This is a genomic window from Halalkalibacter oceani, from assembly GCF_023715705.1.
Classification (GTDB): Bacteria; Bacillota; Bacilli; order Bacillales; family Bacillaceae_D; genus Halalkalibacter; species Halalkalibacter oceani_A.
Genome location: NZ_JAMBOS010000002.1, coordinates 46,878 through 73,371 on the forward strand (window position 1 = coordinate 46,878; position 26,494 = coordinate 73,371).

At 46.9% G+C, this 26,494-nt stretch carries 27 protein-coding genes; 23 read left to right on the forward strand and 4 right to left on the reverse strand.

The genetic code is table 11. The features are described from left to right. Positions 1 to 124: 124 nt before the first annotated feature. The 5 genes from thpR (at position 125) to M3212_RS02140 (ending at position 3,403) form a co-directional block, all read left to right on the forward strand. Entirely contained in the window at positions 125 to 700 is a 576-nt protein-coding gene (gene thpR, locus M3212_RS02120) for an RNA 2',3'-cyclic phosphodiesterase (protein WP_251192293.1), read from the forward strand. Next, the gene (locus M3212_RS02125; protein ID WP_251192294.1) at positions 687 to 1,049 is read left to right on the forward strand and encodes a CidA/LrgA family protein; all 363 of its coding nucleotides are present in this window, start codon (positions 687 to 689) and stop codon (positions 1,047 to 1,049) included. The genes thpR and M3212_RS02125 overlap by 14 nt, the downstream gene beginning before the upstream one ends. Positions 1,050 to 1,051: 2 nt before the next feature. Beyond that, the gene (locus M3212_RS02130) at positions 1,052 to 1,738 is read left to right on the forward strand and encodes an LrgB family protein (protein WP_251192295.1); all 687 of its coding nucleotides are present in this window, start codon (positions 1,052 to 1,054) and stop codon (positions 1,736 to 1,738) included. An 84-nt stretch (positions 1,739 to 1,822) separates the two neighbouring features. Next, a complete protein-coding gene (locus tag M3212_RS02135) occupies positions 1,823 to 2,779 on the forward strand; it encodes a nuclease-related domain-containing protein (RefSeq protein ID WP_251192296.1) in 957 nt (318 codons plus the stop codon). A 300-nt stretch (positions 2,780 to 3,079) separates the two neighbouring features. Continuing rightward, entirely contained in the window at positions 3,080 to 3,403 is a 324-nt protein-coding gene (locus M3212_RS02140) for a type II toxin-antitoxin system HicB family antitoxin (protein ID WP_251192297.1), read from the forward strand. A gap of 67 nt (positions 3,404 to 3,470) precedes the next feature. Here the strand turns inward: M3212_RS02140 and purU are convergent, their stop codons facing one another. Next, positions 3,471 to 4,340, reverse strand: a complete 870-nt coding sequence (gene purU, locus M3212_RS02145) for a formyltetrahydrofolate deformylase (RefSeq protein ID WP_251192298.1) — start codon at positions 4,338 to 4,340, stop codon at positions 3,471 to 3,473. A gap of 124 nt (positions 4,341 to 4,464) precedes the next feature. Here purU and pulA point away from each other — a divergent pair, with 124 nt between their 5' ends. Continuing rightward, a complete protein-coding gene (gene pulA / locus M3212_RS02150; protein WP_251192299.1) occupies positions 4,465 to 6,618 on the forward strand; it encodes a type I pullulanase in 2,154 nt (717 codons plus the stop codon). Positions 6,619 to 6,726: 108 nt separating this feature from the next. Continuing rightward, positions 6,727 to 7,512, forward strand: coding sequence for a phosphotransferase (locus M3212_RS02155; RefSeq protein WP_251192300.1), 786 nt, complete (start codon positions 6,727 to 6,729; stop codon positions 7,510 to 7,512). Positions 7,513 to 7,642: 130 nt separating this feature from the next. On the opposite strand, the gene M3212_RS02160 is transcribed toward M3212_RS02155, so the two are convergent. Next, on the reverse strand, positions 7,643 to 7,894 hold the full coding sequence (locus tag M3212_RS02160) for a YtzH-like family protein (RefSeq protein WP_251192301.1): 252 nt from the start codon (positions 7,892 to 7,894) through the stop codon (positions 7,643 to 7,645). Between the two features lie 87 nt (positions 7,895 to 7,981). Here M3212_RS02160 and trmB point away from each other — a divergent pair, with 87 nt between their 5' ends. Both trmB and M3212_RS02170 read left to right on the forward strand, forming a co-directional pair. Then, entirely contained in the window at positions 7,982 to 8,623 is a 642-nt protein-coding gene (trmB, locus tag M3212_RS02165) for a tRNA (guanosine(46)-N7)-methyltransferase TrmB (RefSeq protein ID WP_251192302.1), read from the forward strand. Positions 8,624 to 8,703: 80 nt separating this feature from the next. After that, the gene (locus tag M3212_RS02170) at positions 8,704 to 9,549 is read left to right on the forward strand and encodes a YtnP family quorum-quenching lactonase (RefSeq protein WP_251192303.1); all 846 of its coding nucleotides are present in this window, start codon (positions 8,704 to 8,706) and stop codon (positions 9,547 to 9,549) included. Between the two features lie 289 nt (positions 9,550 to 9,838). Here M3212_RS02170 and M3212_RS02175 read toward each other — a convergent pair whose 3' ends face one another. Continuing rightward, positions 9,839 to 10,147: a PepSY domain-containing protein gene (locus M3212_RS02175; protein WP_251192304.1), complete on the reverse strand. Its 309-nt coding sequence runs from the start codon at positions 10,145 to 10,147 to the stop codon at positions 9,839 to 9,841. Between the two features lie 273 nt (positions 10,148 to 10,420). Here M3212_RS02175 and M3212_RS02180 point away from each other — a divergent pair, with 273 nt between their 5' ends. Next, positions 10,421 to 11,491: a M42 family metallopeptidase gene (locus tag M3212_RS02180; protein WP_251192305.1), complete on the forward strand. Its 1,071-nt coding sequence runs from the start codon at positions 10,421 to 10,423 to the stop codon at positions 11,489 to 11,491. Positions 11,492 to 11,529: 38 nt separating this feature from the next. Further along, positions 11,530 to 12,051 carry a DUF84 family protein gene (locus M3212_RS02185; RefSeq protein ID WP_251192306.1) on the forward strand — a complete coding sequence of 174 codons (522 nt, stop codon included), beginning with the start codon at positions 11,530 to 11,532 and terminating at the stop codon, positions 12,049 to 12,051. 70 nt (positions 12,052 to 12,121) lie between these two features. Here M3212_RS02185 and M3212_RS02190 read toward each other — a convergent pair whose 3' ends face one another. Then, complete coding sequence (locus M3212_RS02190; RefSeq protein ID WP_251192307.1) at positions 12,122 to 12,562, reverse strand: YtoQ family protein; 441 nt, start codon at positions 12,560 to 12,562, stop codon at positions 12,122 to 12,124. 147 nt (positions 12,563 to 12,709) lie between these two features. Between M3212_RS02190 and M3212_RS02195 the strand changes: the two genes are divergently transcribed. The 12 genes from M3212_RS02195 to fabG all read left to right on the forward strand — a co-directional run bounded on the left by M3212_RS02195 (position 12,710) and on the right by fabG (position 26,464). Further along, positions 12,710 to 13,225 (forward strand): hypothetical protein, encoded by a 516-nt coding sequence (locus M3212_RS02195; protein ID WP_251192308.1) that lies wholly within the window; start codon positions 12,710 to 12,712, stop codon positions 13,223 to 13,225. Positions 13,226 to 13,241: 16 nt separating this feature from the next. Further along, complete coding sequence (locus M3212_RS02200) at positions 13,242 to 14,273, forward strand: PTS transporter subunit IIC (RefSeq protein WP_251192309.1); 1,032 nt, start codon at positions 13,242 to 13,244, stop codon at positions 14,271 to 14,273. Positions 14,274 to 14,293: 20 nt separating this feature from the next. Next, positions 14,294 to 14,617 (forward strand): thioredoxin family protein, encoded by a 324-nt coding sequence (locus M3212_RS02205; RefSeq protein WP_251192310.1) that lies wholly within the window; start codon positions 14,294 to 14,296, stop codon positions 14,615 to 14,617. A gap of 324 nt (positions 14,618 to 14,941) precedes the next feature. Further along, positions 14,942 to 15,742 (forward strand): DUF1444 domain-containing protein, encoded by an 801-nt coding sequence (locus M3212_RS02210; RefSeq protein ID WP_251192311.1) that lies wholly within the window; start codon positions 14,942 to 14,944, stop codon positions 15,740 to 15,742. Positions 15,743 to 15,862: 120 nt separating this feature from the next. Then, on the forward strand, positions 15,863 to 16,474 hold the full coding sequence (ytpR, locus tag M3212_RS02215; protein ID WP_251192312.1) for a YtpR family tRNA-binding protein: 612 nt from the start codon (positions 15,863 to 15,865) through the stop codon (positions 16,472 to 16,474). Between the two features lie 220 nt (positions 16,475 to 16,694). After that, positions 16,695 to 19,262, forward strand: coding sequence for a DNA translocase FtsK (locus tag M3212_RS02220; protein WP_251192313.1), 2,568 nt, complete (start codon positions 16,695 to 16,697; stop codon positions 19,260 to 19,262). Between the two features lie 142 nt (positions 19,263 to 19,404). Beyond that, positions 19,405 to 20,505 (forward strand): nicotinate phosphoribosyltransferase, encoded by a 1,101-nt coding sequence (locus tag M3212_RS02225; protein ID WP_251192314.1) that lies wholly within the window; start codon positions 19,405 to 19,407, stop codon positions 20,503 to 20,505. A 153-nt stretch (positions 20,506 to 20,658) separates the two neighbouring features. Beyond that, complete coding sequence (murC, locus tag M3212_RS02230) at positions 20,659 to 21,966, forward strand: UDP-N-acetylmuramate--L-alanine ligase (RefSeq protein ID WP_251192315.1); 1,308 nt, start codon at positions 20,659 to 20,661, stop codon at positions 21,964 to 21,966. A 102-nt stretch (positions 21,967 to 22,068) separates the two neighbouring features. Then, a complete protein-coding gene (locus tag M3212_RS02235; RefSeq protein WP_251192316.1) occupies positions 22,069 to 23,058 on the forward strand; it encodes a LacI family DNA-binding transcriptional regulator in 990 nt (329 codons plus the stop codon). 101 nt (positions 23,059 to 23,159) lie between these two features. Further along, positions 23,160 to 24,446 (forward strand): histidinol dehydrogenase, encoded by a 1,287-nt coding sequence (hisD, locus tag M3212_RS02240; RefSeq protein ID WP_251192317.1) that lies wholly within the window; start codon positions 23,160 to 23,162, stop codon positions 24,444 to 24,446. Between the two features lie 80 nt (positions 24,447 to 24,526). After that, complete coding sequence (locus M3212_RS02245) at positions 24,527 to 25,705, forward strand: thiolase family protein (RefSeq protein ID WP_251192318.1); 1,179 nt, start codon at positions 24,527 to 24,529, stop codon at positions 25,703 to 25,705. Positions 25,706 to 25,723: 18 nt separating this feature from the next. After that, positions 25,724 to 26,464 carry a 3-oxoacyl-ACP reductase FabG gene (fabG, locus tag M3212_RS02250; protein WP_251192319.1) on the forward strand — a complete coding sequence of 247 codons (741 nt, stop codon included), beginning with the start codon at positions 25,724 to 25,726 and terminating at the stop codon, positions 26,462 to 26,464. Positions 26,465 to 26,494 lie beyond the last annotated feature (30 nt).

Consider the following 26,494-nt stretch of genomic DNA (forward strand, 5'->3'; position numbering starts at 1 on the left):
GTTTATCATACCTTTGTTGATATTTCCTATTTAGTTAATAGGAAAAGAAGGCATCGGCACGAGGAAATAAATCAAAACGGAAGACAGCATAGTAAACCTTGGCTACAATAGAAGAGACAGAAGGATGGTGAAGGACATGCAGCCCCATTATTTTTTGGCAGTACCGGTGCCGCCGCCGATTCAGTTAGCGATCCATCAGGAGGCGCGGCAGAACGAGCAGCTTCATTTTCAACGGTGGGTTCATCCAAAGGATATACATCTGACGCTTGTTTTTCTTGGCGGATGCACAGAACAGCAGCTCAATGAGCTGACTCGGCATGGCAAAGACCTCGTTGAAAGCTGGTCCCCTTTTTCTTTAACGCTTTCTCAATCGGGCAGTTTTGGACAAAAAAAACAGCCGCGAATTTTTTGGACGGGTGTAAAAGCGAGCCGGCAGCTGGCTGATTATCAGGCTCAGCTGGCTGATCTTTGTCAGACGCTCGGCTTTTCAATCGATCAACGTCCTTATTCCCCTCATCTTACACTAGCTAGGAAGTGGGCAGGCGATGAGGACTATCATGGTGATGGGATCGCGCTTGGAAATGGACAAAGCTGGGAGGTCAAGGAAATCATTCTTTATGAAAGTCATGTTCACCAGGAACCAAAATATAAAACGTACGATGCTTTTTCTTTAAAAGGAGTTCAACATGAAAGTGATTAATGGCATTTGGCATGTTTTGCTGTTGACGGTGTTCTACATCATTGGACGCTCAATTCAGCAGGCTTTTGATCTTTTTATTCCCGGAAGTATAATCGGAATGCTGCTGCTGTTTAGCCTGCTTAGTACGAATATTCTTCCGGTTCGCTTTATTGAACAAGGTTCTGCCTTTATGCTGCGGCATATGCCGCTGCTATTTTTACCTGTAACGGTCGGAATTTTGCAGTTTTTCGACGTGTTTGCCGGTAAAGGTATTTTTATAATTGTTATTGCGTTAATCAGCACGGTCATGGTTCTTGTTATCACAGGTCTGGCCAGTCAAGTGCTTGTGATGAAAAAAGGAGAAAAATAGGTATGCTTTTTCTACAAATCTTTCTATCTATCTTTGCCACAGTGGTCGTATACATAGGAGCAAAAGCGTTATACCGGCGTTTTCCTTATCCTTTTATGCTGCCGGTTTTAGTCAGTACAATTGTCCTTATCTTTCTTCTTCTACTCTTTCAAATTTCATTTGAGACATATTATACAGGTGGGCAATGGCTGGAAAAATTGCTTGGACCGGGGGTTGTCGCGCTTGCCTATCCGCTCTACAAGCAAATGAAGCTGCTCAGAAGCTATTTTTGGCCGATTGTTATCAGCGTATTTATTGGCGCGGTGATCGGTATGACGAGTGGCCTTCTTTTGACAAAATGGGGCGGTTTTGAAGCAGAGCTTGTGTACACGATGGTACCGAAATCGGTGACAGCTCCGGTCGCGATGGATATGGCAACGACGCTTGGCGGCATCTCTCCGCTTGCTGCGGTATTGGTGATGGTCGCCGGAGTAGGCGGGAGCGTTTTTGCTCCTTATTGCTTTAGGTGGTTCAACATCAAGAATGAGGTGAGCAAGGGAGTGGCGATCGGGAGTGCCTCCCATGCGATTGGAACGGCCAAAGCGATTGAAAACAGTGAAAGGGAAGGAGCAGCCAGTTCGGTCGCGATGACGTTAAGTGCCATTATTGTTTCAGTAATCGGACCGATGCTTGTCTTTCTTTTTTACTAGCAGCTATGGTACGATCAAAAAAACAAGCGGTTAACAAAAGACGAGTAACAAGTATCATATCGAATAGATAATGGAGGTACGAGTGTGGCTCATTTAATAAAATTAGAAGATTACATCTCTCGTTACCAATTTGACTTGCATCGCTATCCAAGTCAATTCTCAAGAATGAAAAAAGAGCGCTGGTACTATGTGAAGTCTGAATGGGAGCAGGCCCAGCATCCTTCATTGCCAATGGAAGAAGCGGTGGAGGATGAAGATCTCTCAGAAAAAGGGGAAAGCATTTGGTCGCAGGCGATCGAACGGCTGAAAGGGTGGCGGCGGTCAGCAAGTGAAGAGGATGAGCTGGAATCCTCCCTGGCGTATACGGGCAGCGAGGTGTCGCCGAAATCGTTGGAGCAAGTAAAGCAGGAATTCCTTGATGAACTGTACAAATCACAATTGAGGTGGGCCAGCTCTTCTTTGCTTGAGGAATCCTCCCTTCACCCTCAATATAGGGCGGACAAATGGTTGCGCTTTTTTTGTCAGCGCATTCCAGATAACTACTTTCTGTTATATAAGCCGGTTCTTTTTATGAAAAAAGCGCCGATTGAGCTTGATATTATTTTGATCAGCCCGACAGAGATCATTTGCATGACGATGCTTGAAGGGAGCGAATTGAGCGTATTTGAAGCAAGCTCAGACAAATTCTGGATCGAGTATGTCGATAAAACGAGGAAAAAAAGGGTCAGCCCACTCATCTCATTAGGGCGGATGTCCAGGGTGCTGAAAGCAATTTTGGATGAAGCAGAATTATCCTATCCAATCCGTAAGGTGGTGCTGTCCCCTTCTAGTATGATTGATCATAAGCTTCAGGGCACGAAGTTCGACCTTGTTGACCGGAGAAACTTTGATGCGTGGCATCAACGTTTGCGAAAGCACCCGTCTCCTTTAAAGCACCAGCAAATGAAGGTGACAGCAGCAATCCTGTCATACTGCCATACCGTTTCGAGAGAGGTAGAAAAAGAAGAGGATGAACAATTCATTGATGAGCAATTGAATTAAGCGGGCAAAATCCGTATAATAAGCAAAGCATCCATTTTTTTATGCTGGCAGGAGGATAAGGCAAGTGAGGGTAGAATCCTGCTTTATTAGCCACTATCTAAAACAGCGAGCAAAGAGATTGATAAAGAGGAAGCAGGCGGGAAAGCGAGATTCTTTCCTGTTTGCTGAGTGCAGCAGAAAGTCCGCTGCCTTTTCTTTTTGGACTTTTTGAAGGCATCCTCTCTTTGGGGAAGAATTGACTCATATAGGAAAGGCGCAAGCGTCGAGAAGAAGCGCGTAGACTGGCAAAGGAGAGATACATTGACTAGAGAGAGCAGACTACTTCGGGATGGGTTTCACCCGGAAGACTTTCAATGGAGATTACGGAAGGTTTTTGATTGGCGCGGGAAAGAGGAAATCATGATTGAGCTTGAAGAACTTGACGGGTGTCTAAGCTTTGGTGATACTGTCCGGGAAGCGAAGGATGGACTTAAGGAAGCCCTTTATTTGTGGATTCGCCAACACGGTGAGCAGCAGCTGCCGGAGGTGCAACAAAGCGCCCATCTTATTATCCTTGAACCGCCTATGACGACGAGAGAATTTCATCACATCAATGATGAGGTAAAGAAAATGATTAAACCTTGAAATCATCTATCATATGATAAGAAGAGGGTTGGCCGAAAACATACGTTTTCGGCCAACCCTCTTTTAGTTAAAAAACAACCGTTTTGTTTCCATGAACGATGATTTGGTCATTCGCATGCCACATAACCGCCCGGGCTAAAGTGATTCGCTCGACATTCCGTCCGACGACTCGCAATTCATCGGTCGTATAACGATGGTTGACCCGTAGCACGTCCTGTTCAATGATTGGTCCTTCATCTAAATCGTCTGTAACGTAATGAGCGGTTGCCCCGATGAGCTTTACTCCGCGCGCAAAGGCTTTCGCATACGGATTTGCGCCGATAAAGGCCGGCAGGAAGGAATGATGAATATTGATAATCCGCTTCGGAAACGTACCGACAAAAGCGGGTGAAAGAATTTGCATATACCTTGCGAGTACGATGAAGTCGGCCTCATGCTCCTTAATGAGTTGAATCGCTGCCGCTTCGGCTTCATGCTTCGTTTCCTTGGTAACCGGAATATGGTGGAAAGGAATGCCGTATGCTTCCACTTCCTGGCGCAGGTTGTCATGGTTGCTGATCACGAGCGGAATATCAACCTTCAATTCGCCGGCGCGCCATTTCCATAAAAGCTCAAGCAGACAATGATCCTCCTTGGAAACGAAAATCGCCATCTTCTTTCTGCGCGACGCTAATTCCATTTGCCAATCCATCTTAAAGCTGTCCGCCACTTCGGCAAACGCCTTTTTAACGTTGGCAAATTTCTGTCCATTCTCAAATAAATCAAACTCGATTCGAATAAAGAACATCCCTCCAGAGGGATCAGTAGAATATTGATCCGATTGGACGATGTTCGCCTGATGCTGATGCAGAAAGGTCGACACCGCTGAAACGATTCCAGGCTGATCGAGACAAGAAATTAATAAACGTGCACGTAATGGGTTTGTTTCATGTATCATCTTTTTCCTCCAGTAAGTTCAATCCTTTTTTCTGCTACTTCCCCTCCGGCTCCTTTTTAACAATTAACCGGGCTACTTCATAATTTACAATAATAGAGTAACAGAAGGAAGGGGGCCTTCATCATTGAAGCAAAAGAACCCGCCACTTGTCAATCGTCGATTTCATTCTGCCGAGCTTGTCACCCTTTTTAGAATAAAACTTACAGGTGCGGGGCTATCTACTTTCCAATCGGCTGACTGGACGCTGCAGACAGCAACGAAGGAACTGCCGTTGACAGTTGTCAGCCGCCAAGAGGCGGAGATGGAACTGGAGCTTCCGGACGTCTTTCCGTTCGGTGAGGATGGATTTGTCGTCCATCTCGATCAGGCTTGCTATGTGCAAATTACAGAGGTTGTCCGTACAGACAGCTTTGATGAGCTGTTTGCGGAGGAAAAAGCTCAACTTGGTGCATGTTATGATCAAGCCGACACAAGCTTTGCCGTCTGGGCTCCGACTGCGACAGAGGTGACCATCCACATTTTTGATGAATGGCACGGACAGACGGGAACGAAGTACGTCTGTTCAAGAGGAGAAAAGGGGGTATGGTCCGTCACGATCCAGGGCGATCTGGAAAGGAAATGGTACGAATATGAAGTCGTCGTTAACCGCGAGCGACAGCGAGCAGTTGATCCGTATGCCCGGTTTCTATCCGTAAATGGCGAGCGTGGGATGATTGGAGACCTAAAAAAAACGAATCCCGCTGATTGGCCGGTTCCAATTCCAGCTAATGAACGGGATGAGACCGATGTCATCATTTATGAACTTCATGTACGGGACTTTACGATTGATCCGCATAACGGGATTCGTCAGAAAGGCAAATACGCCGGGTTAACGGAGGCTGGAACTCATGACCATAACGGACTCAGCACCGGGCTTTCCTATTTACGGCAGCTCGGCATCACCCATGTGGAGCTGTTGCCGCTGCAGGAATTCGGCAGTATCGATGAAAGCGAGCGGGAGACAGCCTATAACTGGGGCTATGATACGACTCATTTTTTCGCGCCTGAAGGAAGTTACGCGACCGATCCGTATGACGGCTACTGCCGGATAAAAGAGCTCAAAATGATGATCCGGAGCATTCAGCGCCACGGTATGAAAGTGATTTTGGATATGGTGTTCAATCATGTATATATCTGGGAAGCATCGGCGCTGGAGAAGCTTGTCCCGGGCTACTATTTCCGTTACCACCCTTCCGGAACAATCAGTAACGGGACAGGAGTCGGCAATGATATTGCATCGGAACGAAAGATGGCGAGGAAGCTGATTGTTGAGGCGGTGTGCTACTGGCTTGAGGAATTTCAGGTGAACGGCTTTCGCTTTGATTTAATGGGAATCCTTGATATTGGGACAATGAAGCAGATTTCAGCCGAAACAGCAAAACGGGCAGATGATCTCTTCCTGCTCGGAGAAGGCTGGGACTTACCGACCGCACTTTCAGCTGAACAAAAAGCGAGTGTAAGCCAGGCGAAGAAGCTTCCCGCAATTGGTTTTTTTGAAGATCAATTTCGTGACGCGCTAAAAGGAAGTGCTTTTTCAAGCTCGTCCCTTGGCTATGTTTCAGCTGAGCAAAAGCCGGCTGTTCTCGAAGCTGTGGCGCATGGGCTAAAAGGGAGTCCGACCAGTTTCACCAGACCGCGGCAGGCGGTTCACTATGTCGAAGCGCATGACAATCATACACTTTGGGATAAATTAAAGGTGGCGGCCCCATCTGAGGATGAACGTCAATTACGAAAACGGCATCGCCTCGCATGCGCGATTGTGCTGCTTGCGCAAGGTATTCCTTTTTTGCAGGCAGGTCAGGAGTTTTTCCGGACGAAATACGGAGTGGAAAACAGCTATCGTTCCCCGGATTGGGTCAATCAAATTGAATGGAAGCAACGCAGCGTATTTCAGGAAAATGTTGATTATATAAAAGGGCTGATTGCGCTTCGCCGTCATCATCCGGCCCTGCGGCTTCCCTCCTATGAGCTGATCGAGCGGCACTTCCGCTTTTTGGATCTTGATCATCGGCGGATCGTCTATCATTTGGAGAGGGTCGGACGCTATGATCAGTGGGATGAAATTGTGATCGGTCATAATCCAACCACAAAAAAACAAAAAATCGAGCTGCCAGGCAGGGGGAACTGGCAAGTTGTCGTTGACGATCAGGCTGCATCTCTGATACCATTATATATAATTGGTTCGAACTGTGCGTATCTTCAACCATTATCGACGTTAGTGTGCGTAAAAGGAAATTGAGCAGAGCCTTGCGGTTGCAGCTCTGCTTTCTCTATTTATTAAGTAGGTTAGAAATACGAAATTTGTGGCGATACAAAGGCTAAGCTGAAGAAATTGAGGGTGAATTGGGTGGAACATTTATTAGGAGAAGGCTGGAAGGTTCAACCAGCTGGAGGCGCGACAGGTGAAGCATATATAGCCCAGCAAGGTGAACAGACCGTTTTCCTGAAACGAAACTCGTCACCTTTTTTAGCCGTTCTTTCAGCGGAAGGAATCGTACCGAAGCTGTTGTGGACAAAGCGTTTAGAAAACGGCGACGTCGTGACGGCCCAACGCTGGGCCCAAGGGAGAGAGCTGAAGGCGTTTGAGATGAAAGAGAGCCGCGTTGCTGCTTTATTAGCGAAAATCCACGGCTCCAGTGAATTGCTCGACATGTTTAAAAGGATCGGAAATGAGCCACTTACTCCTTATGTATTCGTGGAAAACTTAAGGAGACGGCTGCAGAAGAACCTGATTGAAAATGATATTATTGAACTGGGAATGAATTACCTGGTAGAGCAGCTTGAGCATGTTTTATACGAGCATGTTGTCGTTTGTCATTGTGACATAAACCACAACAATTGGATTTTGGATGAAGAAGAGCGGCTGTACTTAATCGATTGGGATGGGGCGACAGTATCTGATCCGGCTTTAGACCTTGGCCTGCTGCTTTATTCTTATGTTCCAGAAGAGAGCTGGGATGACTGGCTGAAGCAATATGGACTGGCTCTGGGAGATTCGATTCAGGAACGCATGCACTGGTATGTTGTCGCTCAATCGATTTCCTCGCTTCTTTGGCATTTTGAACGGAGGCAGTATGAACAGGTTGAACAATTGAAGGATTATATTAAGAGCCTTTTAGTAAACCGCTTATAGCTTTTTCGCTTGAAAGTGCCGGTTGTCTCTCCAGGGTTACAGCTACCCTTTGAGACAACCTTTTTTGGAGCGCAAAATCCAGCAATAATCTGCTTTTATTTCCTGGGGAATAGGCAATGATCCCGTCGAATTATTCAATTGACAGGTTTGTTAGCCACTGCTCGACATCATTCTGCTGGAATGGCTCTGTGTTTTTTACATGAAGCTGCTGGATTTGTTGCAATGTTTGCTGAACGCCAGGTTGAAGGGATGCATCAACAGATAAATGAGTCAGCAGCTGTTCAATTTGATCAGCCTCATCAATCGTCATATGCTGTTCAGTAGCTTGATTTTGTAAGATATCCTTTAATAGCTGTATTTTGTTGGCTGATGATAATGGCATACTTGTCACACTCCTTGTGCGTTTATCACTAGCTTGCGCAGCTTATAAATAACATATGTAAGATAACTAGTAAGTGGAGGGGTATAAATGCGTTTACGTCATAAGCCTTGGGCGAGCGGGGAGCTGGAACGGCATCCCGAGATTGTCATTCCGGCGCCGGCGGAGGTAAAAGGGAAATGGAAAGACATTTTTAGAAATGATTATCCGATTCATGTCGAAGTGGGAACGGGAAAGGGCAAATTTGTCACCGGGATGAGCGCTCTGCATCCGGATGTGAATTATATCGGAATCGAAAAGTACGACAGTGTGATTATTACCGCTTTGGAACGAGTGAAGGAAGCGGGCAGGGAAAATGTCAAGCTGTTAAAACAGGATGTCAGTGACCTGCTTGATTTTTTTGCAGAGGGAGAAATCGACAGAATTTATATAAATTTCACCGATCCATGGCCAAAGAAAAAGCATGCGAAGCGAAGATTGACCCATGAAGGATTTTTGCAAATGTATCAAAAGGTGTTGAAGCCAGAAGGTGAGATCCATTTTAAAACTGATAACCAGAAGCTGTTTGAATTTTCTTTGGAGAGCTTCGCCAATTACGGAATGAAGCTGCAGCAGGTCAGTCTTGATCTTCATGCGAGCGATTTTGAAGGGAATGTCATGACCGAATACGAGCAGAAGTTCTCAGCGAAAGGGATGCGGATCTACCGCTGTGAAGCGAAATACCGGACTTAAATGGAAACTCCTCCTTCCTTTATAAAGGAATGCTTCGGTCTGATGACGAAGTAGTACATCAGACGATAGGGGGGATAGAGTTGGAACGATTAGAACGGGACGGATTAACAATAACATGGCTTAACGGCGGAGTAACCCATATGGATGGCGGTGCGATGTTTGGCGTCGTGCCAAAGCCGCTCTGGAGCAAAGCCTATCCGGTCAATGACAACAACCAAATCGAGCTACGGACCGATCCTTTTTTAATTGAAAAAGAAGGGTATCGTCTGCTTGTCGAAGGCGGGATTGGTAAGGGAAGGTTCACGGAAAAGCAAAAACGAAATTATGGTGTTTTAGAGGAATCGTCGCTTGAGCAGGATCTTACCGAAATGGGTCTGACTCCGGCTGATATTGATGCCGTACTTCTGACTCATTTTCATTTTGATCATGCAAGTGGATTAACGAAAGGCGACCGTGGTCAGGAGCGCTCAGTTTTTCCAAACGCGACGATTTACACATCAGCGATTGAATGGAATGAGATGCAGCAGCCTAACATTCGCTCGAAAAACACGTATTGGGAACAGAATCGTATCGCGATTGCCGGGCAAGTCAAAACCTTCGAACAGGAGCTTGAAGTCATTCCCGGTGTGAGAATGATTCATACTGGGGGCCACAGTGACGGACATGCGATTTTAGTAATCGAGCATCAGGGAGAGACCTTTCTTCATATGGCCGATTTGATGCCGACCCATGCCCATAAAAATGTTCTCTGGGTGCTGGCCTATGATGATTATCCGATGACTTCAATTGTCGAAAAGCAAAAATGGCAGGCCTATGCCGAAGAGAAGGATGCTTATTATTTGTTTTACCATGATTACAAATACCGCGCGTTAAAGTGGGGGAAGACTGGAGAAATTACATACAGCCTGTTGCGGGAACGGACATAACTGAAAACAAAAGCTGGGATAGAAGTCGAAGTTGAGTAGGAAAAAACATAGAATTCGCTCCGTGCCGCGTAAAGAGCTTGAGACAAAACCAGCTTTGGACCTACTGGCAATGCTTCACACGCCACAGCCCGTTGTGAGAAACCCACTCACAACGGGCTTTAAAAGATCATGGCGGTTCCGCTCATTGCTTAGAGGCTGGGCAAAAGGTAAAAAACAACCTTTTGTCCAGCCTCTTTTAAAAGCGGGCGCAGATGTTGAACATTGCTAAGGGGCTGGATCTCAGCCCCTCTTACGCGGGTTGCAAATCGAGCAGGGCGCCGGTTTTTGTGTCGACAAAAAATTCATACTGCACCGTGCCTTCTGCTGTCGTAGTCGACAGCCCGCCGCGGTAAACCTCATAGCTGATTTGATTGCGTTCAATCGTTTCAGGCAGCATATGTATCCACGATCCTGATATGGCGTAGGCCTGACTTGCTGTTTTTTTCACTTCCTTCAAAGCCCGTTCGGGAGTGAGACGTTCACTTTGCAATGAAGGGCGAAGAATATAGCCTAGTGCGAGGCCGATTCCTACTCCGGCAATAAGGCGTTTGATTGCCAATTCAATCATCCTCTCTTTCCGACTGATGTTGCAAACTCCGGGCAGTGACTTTATAAAGCTAATCACCTGCTTGGCAGGTTGTTCACGGTACCCATTGGTGTTTGGCGACTTCGAGTAAAGCGGTTAAACATACAGACTTCACAAGTAGTATAGCCGAAAAAAACGATCTTTCCAAATGTTTGACCGGAGGATTCATTATTACTTATTGTGGAAAAGCAGAGGTCATTCAGGATAGAATAGAAAACGTATATGTAACGAGGAAGGGGCGGAAATATGAATCAGGAAACGATGAAACTGTTTCAAACATTAACCGAGCTTCAGGGAGCTCCCGGGTTTGAGCATGAGGTGCGGCGCTATGTCCGGACAGAACTGGAAAAATATAGCGATAAGATCGTTCAGGACCGACTTGGCAGCATCTTTGGCGTAAAGCAGGGAAACGGGAACGGACCGACTGTGATGGTCGCCGGACATATGGATGAGGTCGGTTTTATGGTAAGTTCGATTACGAAGAAGGGGCTTGTTCGCTTTCAGACGCTGGGTGGATGGTGGAGCCAGGTTCTGCTTGCACAGCGCGTCCATATTATGACAGACAACGGGCCGGTAATCGGTGTGATCGGCTCAACGCCGCCTCATCTGCTGGAAGCTACCCAGCGGACGAAGCCTGTGAAAGTAAAGGATATGTATATTGACATTGGCGCCGATGACCTTGAAGACGCCAAGAAGATCGGGATAAAGCCTGGCCAGCAAATCGTGCCGATCTGTCCGTTCACCCCGATGGCCAATGAGAAAAAAATTCTGGCAAAAGCGTGGGATAACCGTTACGGAGTAGGACTGGCAATCGAACTGCTGAAGGAGCTGAAGGACGAGACGCTGCCAAATACGCTCTATTCGGGTGCCACGGTTCAGGAAGAGGTCGGTTTGCGCGGGGCGACAACGGCTGCCAACATGATTAAGCCCGATCTGTTTTATGCACTTGATGCAAGTCCGGCTAATGATGCTACAGGAGGAAAGGATGCCTTCGGTCAGCTCGGAAAAGGAGCGCTGCTGAGAATTTTTGACCGGACGATGATTACCCACCGCGGATTAAAGGATTTTGTTCTCGATACAGCGGAAACGCATGACATTCCTTATCAGTTTTTTATTTCTCAGGGAGGAACCGATGCGGGACGTGTCCATCTGGCGCATGATGGTGTACCGTCGGCGGTGATTGGCATCTGTTCCCGCTATATTCATACGGCTGCCTCGATTATTCATGTTGATGATTACGCAGCAGCAAAGGAACTGCTGATTCAGCTCGTCAAAACGAGTGATAAAGCGATGATAGAGTCACTTACAGCGTATTAACTTTCAGGAAAGAGAGACAGATCGAAGGAGAGATAACGATGAAGGTTGCAGTCGGTACAAAAAATCCAGCAAAGGTCCATGCTGTCAAGGATACGCTTATCCGCGAGACCATCTATATCACAAGCGTTGATGTTCCTTCCAATGTAGCGGGGCAGCCTTTCTCGGATGAAGAAACGATGACCGGAGCGTTGAACCGGGCGAGAGCGGCGGTAGAGCAGACAGGAGCCGTCCTCGGCTTTGGTCTTGAAGGCGGAGTGGTCAGAACGGTTGCCGGTCTTATGCTCTGCAACTGGGGAGCGCTTTATCATGAAGACGGCAGACACTGGATCGCCGGAGGGGCCAGGCTGCCGCTTCCTGATGAAGTGGCGAAGCGTCTTGAGCAGGGAGAGGAGCTCGGTGTGATTATGTCAAGCATTACCGGATATGAGGATGTCCGGAAGAAAGAATGGGCGATTGGCATTTATACTTCAGGCTTGGTCAGCCGGAAGGAGATGTTCAGCCAGATTGTCAAATTGCTGTACGGACAATACCTGGCTTCCACTACGCAACTAAAGCATTGAAAAACCGGGCAGGTGTTTGTACAGGGCTGGGCAAAAGGAAAAAAACCTTTTGTTCCAGCCTTTTCATTGATTATTCAAAAATATAGGCGAGTGCCTCGATTGCCTGGTCCGCATTTTCCACGACAAGCTGGGCCTTGTTTGCCAGCTCTTTCAGTGCATGATGGTTGTCGCGGTCACGGATAAGAATGACAGGCTTACCAAGTGTCATCGCGCTCGCAGCATCCATTGCTGTATTCCACTGCTTATACTTCGGTCCGAAATAGGCGATGACGACCTCCGCTTTGGCGAGCAGCACTTGGGTTCGTAAATTGTTAATTTGCGAAGCCGCTTCGTCCTTTGCCACCGCATCTGCCTGCGGTCCCAATATTTCTTCGCCGATATGATCGGAGCGATCATGATCTTCCATCGGTCCGGTAAATAGAAGAGAGAGTTGTTTCGCCTCGGCCTTTTGACGGATTTCTTCGCGCCAATTACTATGAATTTCCCCTGCTAAATAAACGGTTATCTCCATATCAGAACCCTCCATAATTATGTTTGTACGAATTCATTATAGCAAAAATAAGAAAAGCTGGCAGTCGGATGAAAAAGGTGTCTTGTCAGCTGTGGAACGGGAGAGTATGATTAAGAAGAACTGTGTCGAAAAAAGGAGTGTCGAGGTTTGAATAGAAAAAAAGGAGGCTTGCTCCTGATTTTTGCTCTTGCCGGCTGGCTCGGCGGGTGTTCTGTATCCGAGCAGGAGGCGGTTGAACTGAGCTATGAAGCCTTTCTAACAGAATTCAGGGAGGAACCATCCGTACCAAATACAGAGGCGAACAACATCGCTTTTTATATGCCGAGGGGCTTTGATATTGTCGAGGAAGCGGAGTATAATCTTTTACTCCAGCGGGGCGAACAGCTTTTTGTTCTGTTTCATCAGCCGGAAGAACCGAAAACGAGTACGATCCATCTTGAAAGGGATCGGGAGTTTGAACGAGACGCTGTCACGTTTCAGGTCGTTGAAACCGATGAGTATACCGCTTATTTTTTGATCAAGGAAGAAGACGAGGAACAGCTTCATGTGATGACCGCAATAGGGGGAGCGAAACTGTCAACAGTAACGACGTACGATTCCCTGGTCAAAGATGTCGAAGTGATGATGGACATTTTACTATCCTATGAAGTGAGAACAGAGTAAGAAGGTGAAGAGCGGGATGAGAGATTTTTTGCAGCGCAAGGGAATTAGCCTGTCATGGCGTACATATTTTATAACAGCGCTTAGTTATATGGCGCTTGGCCTGTTTGCCTCACTGATTATCGGCTTGATCATCCGCACGGCCGGTGAGCAGATTTCGCTGTTCTGGCTCCCTTCCTTTGGCGGCTGGCTGGAGGAAGTCGGCGCTCTGACTATGAGCATGATGGGACCGGCGATTGCTGTAGCGGTTGCCTACGGGCTAAAGGCGCCAAGACTGGTGATCTTTGCGGCGATTATCAGCGGCGCGGCCGGGGCCGAGCTTGGTGGCCCTGCCGGTGCGTTTGTGGCGGCGCTGATTTCTACTGAATGCGGGAAGCTTGTCTCGCAGGAAACCAAGCTTGATATTATCGTCACCCCTTTTGTAACGATCATGACCGGTTTTTTGGCCGCTTCGGCGATTGGACCGTGGATTCAGCTCGGCATGCAGCAATTTGGTTATTTAATCATGTGGGGGACGGAGCAGCAGCCAATCGTGATGGGGATTATCGTTGCGACGTTAATGGGACTCGCTTTGACAGCGCCTATTTCCAGCGCTGCTCTGGCAATCATGCTTGAGTTGGAAGGAATTGCCGCCGGGGCGGCGACGGTCGGCTGTGCTGCGCAGATGGTCGGCTTCGCGGTGAGCAGCTATCGCGAAAATGGCTGGTCCGGACTGATCTCGCTTGGCATCGGAACGTCAATGCTGCAAGTTCCGAATGTCGTGAAGAACCCTTTGATTCTCATCCCGCCAACGGTTGCGGGAATGGTACTCGCCCCGTTTGCGACTGTTTTTTTTCAAATGACAAATAATGCGGCGGGAGCCGGAATGGGGACGAGCGGTCTCGTCGGGCCGATCATGACCTTTACAGACATGGGTTTTTCAGTTAATATATTGATCGCTATCATTGTCCTTTATTTCATCGGCCCGGCCTTGATTAGTCTGCCTGTGTCTGAATGGATGAGAAAGAAAGGCTATATTAAAGCCGGCGATATGAAAATTGAACAATCTTAAACAACGAGGAGGTAAAGAAAGTGGAACAACTTCAAACAGTGGAACAATTTCGGGAGATTTCAAGGAAAGAAGCGGCCGTTTTTTTGTTTTCAGCGGACTGGTGTCCGGATTGCCGGGTGATTGAGCCGGTACTCCCAAGAATTGAAGCGGATTTTCCGGGCTTCTCTTTTTATTATGTCGATCGTGACAAGTTCATTGATTTGTGTGGTGAGCTTGATATTTTTGGGATCCCGAGCTTTATCGCTTATGCCAACGGAGCTGAAATTGAACGCTTTGTCAGCAAGGACCGGAAGACTCAGGAAGAAATTGAAGCATTTTTAACAAAGGCAGAGGCAAAGCTGTAACAGAGAGCTGTGCCAAAAGGGAAAAACCAACTTTTGAGCCAAGGCAGTCGGCGTCTCCGTTCTCCGCTTACCGGAAGGAAAGAAAAGCACATTCCTTCCGGCTAAAAAACCGTGCGAAGACTCCACTTGCAATGGCTTCACGCGCCACAGCCCGTTGTGAGAAACACACTCACAGCGGGTTTTAAAAGCTCGTGGCGGTTTCGCTCATTGCTTAGAAGCTGTGCCAAAAGGAAAACCAACCTTTTGGCACAGCTTCTTTCTTCATATTTGGAACGGTTTTTTCTTTCTGGTACACTAAGGGGGATGATAAAGGAGCGTGTATATATGAATATGCAACAATTTCGCAAAGAAATAGAGTCGAGGTTGGCCGGGGAAGGCCGGTCGCTGATCTATGATCATAAAGAAGCTACATTGCGCATCGAGGATAAGGAGCTTAAAAAAGGCGTGACATTAGCCTTGAAGCCGTTGCTCGCCAAATGGGAACGAAAGGATTTCGCCGGAGTTGACGAAGCTTTGCGTTATGTGGAAGTAGGACTTGCCGCAATGAAGCAGACGCCGGCATTGCAAGGGAATGAAAAAAAAGTCTTTCCGGTTATTCGGGCAACCTCCTTTCCGACTGAAACAAAAGCCGGAGACGCTTTACTCTATGACGAACATACAGCGGAAACCAGGATTTACTATGTGATTGATCTTGGGGATTCTTATACATTGATCAATGAAAACATGCTTGCCGACTCTCCATATACAAAAGCGGAAATCGCCGAAATGGCTTTATTTAACCTCCGTTCGTTGCCACAGCCGTTAAAGGAGGATGTTGTGGCAGGGAATAAATTTTATTTCTTGCGGGCGAAGGACGGATTTGATGCCAGCCGCGTCCTTGACCCATCATTGTTGGAAAAAATGGACAGGCAGGCCGGGGGCCAGCTTGCTGTCGCAATTCCTCATCAGGACGTACTGATTTTTGCTGACATCGTCAATGAGAGAGGCTATGATGTGCTTGCTCAGATTGCCCTGCAATTTTTTGGCGAAGGACGGGTTCCGGTTACGGCTCTGCCATTTATGTATGAGGATGGTGAACTGGAACCGACTTTTATCCTTGCCCAGCGTAGGCCGAAATCGGATTAAATGATAATTTTCTGCGGCGGACATATGTTTTAGCGGAAATCGGTCCTTTTTCGCATCGTTGCTTATGATACAATGAAATTGGATAAGTTTTTTAATGAAGATGAAGGAGATTTAAGTCAAATGAACGTATGTTATAATTTACCTGGAATTGGCGACACGCTAATCATTAACGAGCGCGATATCGATGTTTATCAGCGCGGATTTGAAAGAAGCGGAGATGTCGTTCGGATTTTTGATAAAGAAACAAATGAGACAAGCGGCTATAATATTTTTAATGCTTCCAGCTATGGAACGATCGCAGACCATGGGCCAGTGAAGCTGACTGCCGACATCAAGCGGCTGATTGCAGACGCCTTTCGGAAAAACGATATAACGGAGACGCTCGAGCTGGAGGACAAGCCTGCTTTCGTTGTAGGCTATGTAGAAGAAAAGCAAAAGCATCCAAATGCGGATAAATTAAATATTTGTCAAGTGAATGTCGGGAAAGAAGTCCTGCAAATCGTTTGCGGAGCACCAAATGTTGAAGCTGGTCAGAAGGTCGTAGTTGCCATGGTTGGTGCTGTAATGCCTAGCGGTTTGAAAATTAAACAGGCCGCCCTGCGTGGCGTGGAGTCCTCCGGAATGATCTGTTCGGCCAAGGAACTGGCCCTTCCTGATGCTCCTGAGGAAAAAGGGATTCTTGTATTGTCTGATGATTATCGCACAGGGGATGTATTTGAACGAAGTGTATAAATGCTGAAGATGGACTGTCTTCCCATTGTTTATTCAGTCCGAAGGCGGGCAATCGACTACGTGAACGATTCGTAGTATCGGGGGGCGTGCCAAAAGGGACGAATGACCTTTTGGCACGCCCCCTTTCTGCTTACAACGTTCGGTCCATTTTGTTTTGCCGATGTCAATAGTACAATGAGCAAGTGTCTCAATTTTAAAGAGAGAAAGTGAGTGAACGAACATGGGGCCGTTTTATCGCTTAATGAAACGATTGCAGTACTTTTTTGGTGGCGATGAGGAAAGTCTTCACAATAAGCGGGAAACTGCCCGGGGGACGAAGTCTTCTCCTGAGAGAGCAGTTGACCCCGCCTTACAGGAGTCAAAAGTGCTCTATCATTATCCAAAACAGGGGAAATTCCGCTTTCCTTTAGCCGTAGAGCCGGAGGAGCAGAAGCGGAAAAGCTCGCGGACAAGCAATGTAAGGGCTAGAGCTTTTCAGCCTGAAGAAGAACCAATGAACCGTCCGGCCACTGATGGAAAAGAGGACAAGCGAGTGGAGAGCAAGCCAAAGCCCGAAGCGGTTGTTCGCCCGTCACCGAAGGCTGATTTCAAGCTGACAGTGGTTCCGTCTCCTGTCTATGGCTTCAGGGAGCGCGAACAGACGAGAAGCAAAATGGATGACACCTTGTCTGTCTCACCTTTTCCTGCGCGCCGGCAAGAGGAAATCGTCGCGGAGGTTGACTCCCTTGGAGAACAGAGCGAAATCGAGGGAAAGGAAAGCCAACCAATAACCCGACCGGAAGAGGAGCGCGAATGGACTGTTCAATCCGTCATGGAGCCAGAAGTGGAAAATGAATGGATAGCAGAATCAGATATAGGGCGGGCAGAGGAAAATGAATGGTCCGCCGAAACAGAGGAGAAGCCGACCGAGGAGAACGAAAGGGCGGCAGAGTCAGATATGGAGCGGGCAGAGAAAAATGAATGGCCCGTCGAAATAGAAGAGAAGCCGTTAAAGGAGAAAGAATATGAGCCAGGGCGGGAAGTTGCAACAGGGGCGGCAGTGACAGAGGAGGAATATTTAAATCCGACCGCCTCTGCTCACCGGGAAAGCGAACAAGAGGAAGCATTAAATGAGCACGGGCCTGTCAATGTAGAGGATCAGGGTGAAGCGCAAGTAATGGAAGTTGTTCAGTCCACACCGGAGCTGCAGCAACAGCCTGAGTTAATGACAGAGAAGGAGACGGGAGGACGTGGTGCTTCCGAACGATCAGAAGTCAAAAAGCCAGCAATACCTTTTAACGTCATGATGCTGCCGCAGGACAGAGGTAAGCAAAGACAAAAGGTTGAACAAAGGCAAACGGAGAGTGTCGAAGCAGCACCCGCACCTGCCTATCAACTGCCTGGTATTCAGCTGCTGCATTACCCGCAAGTGCAGCAGGAGGATGAGACAGAGTGGCTTAATGAGCAGGCGTTGATCCTTGAAGAGGCGCTGCAAAGCTTCCATGTTGATGCAAAGGTTGTCCATACGACAAAAGGGCCGTCTGTGACGCGCTATGAAATTCAACCGGCACGCGGGGTGAAGGTCAATAAAGTAACAGGACTGGTCGATGATATTAAGCTCGCGCTCGCGGCGAAGGATATTCGGATTGAAGCGCCGATTCCTGGCAAAAATACGATCGGCATCGAGGTTCCGAACCGTTCGTCTGCGCCGGTGTTTTTACGGGAAATTCTAAGAAGAGACGTGTTCATTCGCTCGCAATCCCCGTTAACCGTTGCTTTGGGGCTCGACATTTCCGGTCAGCCGATTGTGACCGATTTGAAAAAAATGCCGCACGGTCTCGTTGCTGGTGCGACGGGTTCCGGGAAGAGTGTGTGCATCAATTCGATTTTAGTCAGCCTGCTTTACAAAGCGACGCCTGATGAAGTGAAAATCCTGTTAATTGATCCGAAAATGGTTGAGCTGGCCCCTTATAATGGCGTGCCGCATTTGGTTGCCCCGGTGATTACCGACGCCAAGCAGGCGACGGCTGCACTGAAATGGGTGGTCGAGGAGATGGAAAAGAGATACGAGCTCTTTAGTGAACGCGGCGTACGCGATGTAGGGCGTTATAATGACCTTTATTCGGAGCATCCCGACAAACCGGCGATGCCGTTCATTCTCGTTGTCATTGATGAGCTGGCTGATTTAATGATGGTCTCGCCGCAGGATGTCGAGGATTCGATCTGCCGGATCGCGCAGAAGGCAAGAGCATGCGGCATTCATCTTCTTCTGGCGACGCAGCGTCCGTCCGTCGATGTGATTACCGGTTTGATCAAAGCCAATATTCCGACGCGTATTGCCTTCTCGGTCTCATCGCAGACGGATTCCCGCACGATCCTGGATATGGGGGGAGCGGAGCGGTTGCTCGGCCGTGGCGATATGCTATTCCATGAAAATGGAACGCCGAAGCCGGTACGGGTCCAGGGCACATTTGTTTCTGATGAAGAAATTGAGGGCGTCATCGCCTATGTAAAAAAACAACGTCAACCCGACTATCTGCTTGAAATCAACCAGCTGCAGCGGGTTGCCGAGCATAGTGAGGCCGATGATGAATATTTTGAGGAAGCCTGCTATTATGTGCTTGAGCAGGGGGGAGCCTCCGCTTCAAGCTTACAGCGCCGTTTCCGGATTGGCTATAACCGCGCCGCCCGCCTGATTGATTTAATGGAGGAGCGGGGGATTATTTCCCAAGCGATGGGAAGCAAGCCGCGCCATGTATTGGTCGATGAGATAGAGCTGGAAGAGCGGCTGTATCATCATGAAATGTAAAGGATTCTATCTTATATCTTGTTTTCGGGGTGAAGGTTTTATATGATAGGGAAGATACAAGCTTTGAAAAACGACAACGTCTTCTTGATAGAATAAGCGAACAAAGACAAAAGTGGGTCGGTAGTAAGGGAGCATAGAAGGAATGAAAGAAATCACGAAAAAATTAAATGGCGAAATCAAACGGCTAACAAATGAAACATTTAAATTCGATGAACGTGTAAAAGAAGGCTGGTTTTCAGCAGTTTATTTTTTAAAAACGAGAGAAATTGTTGAGAAGTATCGACCGAATAATATTGTCACCATGCAATTTTTTCAAAAAGAACATGCCGTATTATGCGGAACGGATGAAGTGATTGCTCTTATCCGTACTTTTGCAAACGATGCCGATAAATTGGAATTGCGCTCCTTACAGGACGGAGACAAGATTAAACCATTTGAGACCGTATTTACGATTACCGGTAAATACGAGGATTTTGGTTATTTGGAAGGTATTATTGATGGAATTTTCGCACGACGGACCTCGGTCGCGACAAATGTGTACAATGTTGTCAAGGCGGCAAGGCAGTCAGGAGTGCAAAAACCGATCATTTTTATGGGTGATCGTGATGATCATTATACCCAGCAGGCCGGTGACGGCTATGCGGCGTACATCGGCGGTTCCAAGGCGCAGGCGACCCACGCGATGAATGAATGGTGGGGCAAGCAGGGAATGGGGACGATGCCTCATGCTCTTATCCAGCTGTTCGAAGGCGATGTTGTTGAAGCGACGAGAGCCTATAAGGAAACCTACCCGCAGGATGAGCTGATGGCGCTCGTCGATTACAATAATGATGTGATTACAGATTCCTTGAAGGTGGCCCGGGAATTCGGGGAAGACTTAAAAGGAGTCCGGGTCGATACGTCCCGGACGATGGTTGATCGCTATTTTTGCCGAAATCCTGAAGTGATGGGCTCCTTTGACCCACGTGGCGCGAACCCGACTTTGCTTTTTGCTTTGCGTGAAGCGTTGGATAAGGAAGGCTTTCACCACGTGAAAATCATCGCAACAGGTGGCTTCAATGCCCAGCGGATTAAGGAGTATGAAGAAGTCGGTGTCCCGGTTGATATTTATGGAGTCGGCGGCAGCCTGCTAAAAATCACAATCGGTTTCACCGGGGATAACGTTTTGTTAAATGGTACCCATCAGGCCAAAGCAGGCCGGCGATTCCGTGATAACCCCCGGTTGGAGTTGGTAGAGGATTAGTTGGGTCTTTTTTACATAAACACACATATACTAGTGGATAAAGAGAATTTTAAGGCGTATAGTGATGGCTTGCTTTTTTTGATATAATCAAGGAATATGCAAACAGCGAAACATATTTCATTGTGAAAAGCCACGGGAAGTTTGGAGGTCCATATGACGAAATATCATTTTATTGGAATAAAGGGGTCAGGGATGAGTGCTCTTGCTCAAATTCTTCATGATATGAAGGAGGATGTACAGGGATCTGATGTTGAAAAGCGATTTTTTACACAGCGCCCTTTAGAGCAAAAAGGAATCCCGCTCTTTCCATTTGATCGTAACAATATTGAAGCTGATCAGGAAATCATTGTCTCTGCGGCTTATGGAGAAGAGCATGAGGAAGTTCTGCGCGCTAAAGAGCTTGGCCTCACTGTGAAGAAGTATCCGACCTTTTTAGGCGAGTTCATTCAAAATTTCACGAGCATCGCCGTGACGGGCTCACACGGAAAAACATCGACAACCGGTTTGTTATCTCATGTCCTCGGTGCCACGTTTCCGACCTCGTATTTAATTGGAGACGGAACAGGAAAGGGAGAAGAAGACTCTTCTTATTTTGTTTTTGAAGCGTGCGAATACCGCCGGAACTTTTTGAATTACGAGCCTGATTATTGCATTATGACGAACATCGATTTTGATCATCCTGATTATTTCAAGGATGTACAGGATGTTTTTTCAGCTTTTCAGGAAATGGCGATGCAGGTGAGGAAGGCGATTGTCGCTTGTGGGGACGATGAATATCTTCAGGAAATCCATGCGAATGTACCTGTGGTCTATTATGGATTCGGGGAAGATAATGATTTCCAAGCTCGAAATATAGAGACAACCGCAGAAGGAAGCAGCTTTGATGTATTCGTACGGAATAGCTTCTATGGCTCATTTATGATTCCGGGGTTTGGAAACCATAATGTTCTTAATGCTCTGGCTGTCATCGCGTTGTGTCATTACGAGAATGTTTCAGCTGAAACGGTCAAAGAACATTTGCTGACTTTCCCTGGAGTGAAGCGCCGGTTCAGTGAGAAGAAGGTGAACGACCAAATTCTTATTGATGATTATGCGCACCACCCGACTGAAATTGCGGCGACGATTGAAGCGGCTAAAAAGAAATATCCTGATTATGATGTGGTTGCCGTCTTCCAGCCGCATACGTTTACGCGAACGAAAACCTTTTTGAATGAATTTGCTGAAGCACTGCGGGCTGCTGATGCGGTCTACCTTTGCGATATCTTCGGCTCAGCCCGGGAAAAGGCCGGAGAGCTGTCGATTCATGATTTGCAAAATCTGATCCCGGGAGCCAAGCTGATTGAAGAGGATACAACAGCTGAGTTGCGCGGGCATCATCAGAGTGTTGTTTTATTTATGGGAGCTGGCGACATCCAGAAATTCCAGCAGGCATATGAATCAGTGGTTGCAGAAAAGAATTGATCTAAAACATAATGCTAATGCCTCTGGAGTATATTCCAGAGGCATTCTTTATTTTACTATAATAAAAATGAGAATTAATAATGCTGGAGGGGAGAGTTTAGCTTGAGAAAAAAATCAGTAAATGCCTCAGAAGTGGCAAAGCGTTCAGGTGTTTCCCAATCAACTGTCTCACGTGTATTTACACCGGGGTCAAATGTTGCTGAAAAAACAAGGCAAAAAGTATTGAAGGCAGCAAAAGAATTAAATTATCTCCCTAATGCTCTCGCCCGAGGGTTAATTATGAATAAATCGAGCATCGTTGGAATTGCGATGAAAGAAAATCAAAATCCTTTTTATCAGGATGTGCTTACGCGCTTAACGAATGGCCTGCATGAGAAGGGATATCAGGTTTTGTTTGTGTATACAGAGAATGATGAAATTGAGCATGAGGATATTTATAAGTTTATGGAGTATAGTGTTGAAGGCGTAATTATTACAGATGCCTTTTTATCATCTGAAGTGGCGATGCGATTAAGTACGAATCAGATTCCTTTTGTATTGCTTAACCGTTACAATATTAATATGCCCTGTCATGCCGTGAGCTGTGATAACTATAAGGCTGCAGAGGAAATTGCGCTCGTCTTGTACGAAAAGGGCTATCGAACTCCGGCTTATATCACTGGGAAAGTAAACACGTCGACCAATAATGACCGTCAGCTCGGTTTTTTCAATGCGTGGAAATCAAGAGGCATTACCCCGCTTATTGAAGAGGGCGATTATACCTATGAAGGAGGGGTTAAAGCAGCTCGCAATCTGTTGAATGGTCCTATCCGGCCGGATGCACTATTTGCAGCGAACGATGTATTGGCATTCGGAGCAATGGATGCGATGAAAGCAAGAGGGGTAAAGATTCCAAAGGATATTGCCGTTGTCGGATTTGATAATATTAAAATGGCAAGCTGGATTTCTTATTCTTTAACGACATGGGAGCAGCCGGTTGAAGATATGGTAAACTTGACGATTCAAAAACTGTTAAACGAAATAAATGGGCAAATTGAAGAGCGGACCCCTGTATTTCTGCCTGGGAAACTGATTATTCGCAATACAATTTAAATATTAAAATAAAAAAATGTTGACTAATGTAAGCGTTTTATTTTAGTATTTACTCATGCACTTCATATTTTTGCATACGAATGCAAAAAGGGGGATTGTGAGTGGCGGTTTTTTTGAAGGAAGGAAAGGCCCAAGGAGAAATAAAGGAAACTGATGAGAAAATCTCTCAAATCGTAAGAGACATTCTTAGACGAACGGAGAGAGAAGGAGATCAAGCAGTTAGAGAATTATCGGAACAGTTCGATAATTGGTCTCCGCCATCCTTTCGTTTAACAGAAGAACAAATCGATCACATCATGCAGGTGGTTCCGAAGCAAGCCTTAGAGGACATTAAGTTTGCGCAAAGCAATGTCCGGCGTTTTGCCGAAATTCAACGTGCTTCCATCACGGATGTTGAAGTGGAAACTTTACCGGGAGTTGTATTAGGGCATAAGAATATCCCGGTAAACAGCGTCGGCTGCTATGTTCCAGGAGGGCGCTATCCGATGGTCGCTTCTGCCCATATGAGCATCCTTACGGCGAAAGTGGCGGGTGTGAAGCGTATTATTGCATGTACGCCTCCGATTAATGGAGCAATTCCGGAAACAACAGTAGCTGCCATGCATATGGCCGGAGCAGATGAGATTTATATACTTGGTGGCATCCAGGCTATGGCGGCGATGGGAATCGGCACAGAGACCATTGATAATGTGGATATGCTTGTCGGACCAGGAAACGCCTATGTTGCTGAAGCAAAAAGGCAGCTGTACGGTCGGGTTGGGATTGACTTATTTGCCGGACCAACTGAAACGTTAATCATTGCTGATGAGTCGGCCGATCCGGAGTTTATTGCAACAGACTTGCTGGGGCAACTGGAGCACGGTCCGACCTCTCCGGGCGCATTAATTACAACATCAAGAGCGATTGCAGATCAAACGGTTATGGAAATTGAACGGCAGCTAAAGACATTGGCGACAGCGGACATTGCCGGCACTTCATGGGAAGAATACGGTCAGATTATAGTAGTTGATAGTCTGGAAGAAGCTTTAAAAGAGGCTGATAGGCTGGCATATGAACATGTTGAAATTTTCACTGAAAATCCGTCTTACTTTTTAGAGAATTTGACTAACTATGGCGCTCTTTTTCTTGGTCCGGAAACGAATGTGGCCTATGGAGATAAAGTCATCGGCACGAATCACACGCTGCCGACCAAGGGAGCAGCTCGCTATACAGGCGGATTATGGGTAGGGAAATTTCTGAAAACATGTACCTATCAAAAAGCAACAAAGGAAGCAAGTGTCTACATTGGAGAATATGCTGCGCGGCTTTGTCAAATCGAAAATTTCTCCGGGCATGCGGAGCAAGCCTTGCTGCGGATCAGGAAATACGGCGGGAAAATTAGTAAGTAGTCGCTTATTTTTTTGCCCGTTGGCTAAACGTTTAGCTAAACGTTTAGCCAACGGAGCCTATTCATAAGGAGAGAAACAAAATGAAAGAAGTCGTAATTGTAGGGATGGCACGAACAGCTGTTGGAACGATGGGGGGAGCGATTAAGGACGTAGAAGCTTCTGAATTGGGAGCTGTTGCGATACGTGAAGCTATACGACGTGCAGGAATTTCAAATCAACAGGTTGATGAAGTCGTTATGGGCTGCGTTGGACAGGTTGCCGAAAATGCCTTTGTTGCCAGGATGAGTGCCATTAAGGCGGGGCTGCCAACCGATAGCACTGCTTACACGGTAAACAGATTATGCGGTTCAGGTCTTCAGGCTATTAACAACGCCGTTCAGCAGATTCAGACAAATAATGCTGAAATCATTGTTGCTGGTGGGACAGAGAATATGGATTTATATCCATACTATGTTCGGAAGGGAAGATATGGGTATCGCTACGGTCACGCTGAACTGGAGGACGGACTTATGACAGCGTTAACGGATCCGTTCGGTAAATACGCAATGGGAGTAACGGCGGAAAAAGTAGCCAAAAAATATAATGTTACACGGGAGCAACAAGATGAGTTCGCTTATCACAGCCAAGTCAAGGCTTTACACGCAATTGAAAGCGGTTACTTTGATGAGCAGATTGTACCGGTCGAAGTTAAAGGGCGTAAAGGAGAGATCTCGGTCTTTGATAAAGACGAACATCCACGCCAAACATCCCTGGAAAAGCTGGCAAAGCTACGCCCGGCATTTCAGGAAGGGGGAACGGTTACTCCTGGTAACGCATCAGGAATCAATAACGGGGCAGCGGCTCTTGTCTTAATGTCAAGTGAAAAAGCAAAGGAACTTGGGTTGAAACCGATCGCCTATATACGTGAACAGGCGGTAGCGGGTGTCGATCCTGAAATAATGGGAATCGGTCCTTCTCCGGCGGTGAAATTACTGCTGAAAAAAGCCGACCTGACACTGGATGATATCGACTTAATTGAATTAAATGAGGCATTTGCCGCTCAGGCACTGGCGGTCATTAACGAATTAGAGGCTGATATCGCGAAAGTAAACGTAAATGGCGGGGCGATTGCATTGGGACATCCAATTGGCGCTTCGGGGGCGATTATTACCATTAAGCTTCTATCAGAGCTAAAGCGACGTGGGCTAAGGATGGGAATTTCAACAATGTGCATTGGCGGAGGGCAAGGCATTGCGACTATCTTTGAAATGGCAGATTGATAGAAAGGTGGCTCACCAATGATTAGTCTTACAGGAAAAACAGCAATTGTAACCGGAGCTGCCCGGGGGCTTGGTCGTGGAATCGCCACTAAGTTGGCATCATTAGGCAGCCATGTTGTCGTATGTGATATGAATGAAGAGGGAATCGATCAAGTCGTGAATAGCATTGAGGAGCAAGGCTGGAGCGCTGAAGCTTATGTGTGCAATGTGACAGACGAAAAACAAGCTGAGAAAATGATTGAGCAAATAGCATCGAACCATGGCCAGCTTGATATTCTTGTCAACAATGCTGGAATTAACAGAGATGCTCTGCTTCATAAAATGACCCATGAACAATGGGACGCTGTTATTAATGTGAACCTCACCGGGGTTTTTAATACGATGCGACCCGCCAGTCAGATCATGAGAGAACAAACATCGGGACGTATTATTAATATTTCTTCTGCCAGCTGGCTCGGGAATGTAGGTCAAGCAAATTATGCGGCTTCTAAAGCAGGCGTTGTCGGGATTACAAAAACAGCAGCTCGGGAGCTGGGCAAAAAGAACGTAACAGTCAATGCGATATGTCCAGGCTTTATTGAAACCGACATGACTAAAGGTGTTCCGGACCATGTGTGGGATTTAATGATTTCAAAAATTTCACTGGGGAGAGTCGGAAAACCTGAAGATGTTGCCAACTGCATTGCCTTTCTTGCTTCTGATCAAGCTTCATATATTACGGGTGAAGTCATTAACGTTGGTGGAGGAATGATTTTGTAGGCTTTCTTAATTCAATACATGTGAGGGGGA

What these genes read in the sequence shown, in the direction of transcription:
- thpR (WP_251192293.1), top strand. Translation starts at nt 125, where the DNA reads ATGGTGAAGGACATGCAGCCCCATTATTTTTTGGCAGTACCGGTGCCG.
- M3212_RS02125 (WP_251192294.1), top strand. Translation starts at nt 687, where the DNA reads ATGAAAGTGATTAATGGCATTTGGCATGTTTTGCTGTTGACGGTGTTC.
- M3212_RS02130 (WP_251192295.1), top strand. Translation starts at nt 1,052, where the DNA reads ATGCTTTTTCTACAAATCTTTCTATCTATCTTTGCCACAGTGGTCGTA.
- purU (WP_251192298.1), bottom strand. Translation starts at nt 4,340, where the DNA reads ATGATACATGAAACAAACCCATTACGTGCACGTTTATTAATTTCTTGT.
- M3212_RS02160 (WP_251192301.1), bottom strand. Translation starts at nt 7,894, where the DNA reads ATGCCATTATCATCAGCCAACAAAATACAGCTATTAAAGGATATCTTA.
- trmB (WP_251192302.1), top strand. Translation starts at nt 7,982, where the DNA reads ATGCGTTTACGTCATAAGCCTTGGGCGAGCGGGGAGCTGGAACGGCAT.
- M3212_RS02180 (WP_251192305.1), top strand. Translation starts at nt 10,421, where the DNA reads ATGAATCAGGAAACGATGAAACTGTTTCAAACATTAACCGAGCTTCAG.
- M3212_RS02185 (WP_251192306.1), top strand. Translation starts at nt 11,530, where the DNA reads ATGAAGGTTGCAGTCGGTACAAAAAATCCAGCAAAGGTCCATGCTGTC.
- M3212_RS02190 (WP_251192307.1), bottom strand. Translation starts at nt 12,562, where the DNA reads ATGGAGATAACCGTTTATTTAGCAGGGGAAATTCATAGTAATTGGCGC.
- M3212_RS02200 (WP_251192309.1), top strand. Translation starts at nt 13,242, where the DNA reads ATGAGAGATTTTTTGCAGCGCAAGGGAATTAGCCTGTCATGGCGTACA.
- M3212_RS02210 (WP_251192311.1), top strand. Translation starts at nt 14,942, where the DNA reads ATGAATATGCAACAATTTCGCAAAGAAATAGAGTCGAGGTTGGCCGGG.
- ytpR (WP_251192312.1), top strand. Translation starts at nt 15,863, where the DNA reads ATGAACGTATGTTATAATTTACCTGGAATTGGCGACACGCTAATCATT.
- M3212_RS02220 (WP_251192313.1), top strand. Translation starts at nt 16,695, where the DNA reads ATGGGGCCGTTTTATCGCTTAATGAAACGATTGCAGTACTTTTTTGGT.
- M3212_RS02225 (WP_251192314.1), top strand. Translation starts at nt 19,405, where the DNA reads ATGAAAGAAATCACGAAAAAATTAAATGGCGAAATCAAACGGCTAACA.
- murC (WP_251192315.1), top strand. Translation starts at nt 20,659, where the DNA reads ATGACGAAATATCATTTTATTGGAATAAAGGGGTCAGGGATGAGTGCT.
- M3212_RS02245 (WP_251192318.1), top strand. Translation starts at nt 24,527, where the DNA reads ATGAAAGAAGTCGTAATTGTAGGGATGGCACGAACAGCTGTTGGAACG.
- fabG (WP_251192319.1), top strand. Translation starts at nt 25,724, where the DNA reads ATGATTAGTCTTACAGGAAAAACAGCAATTGTAACCGGAGCTGCCCGG.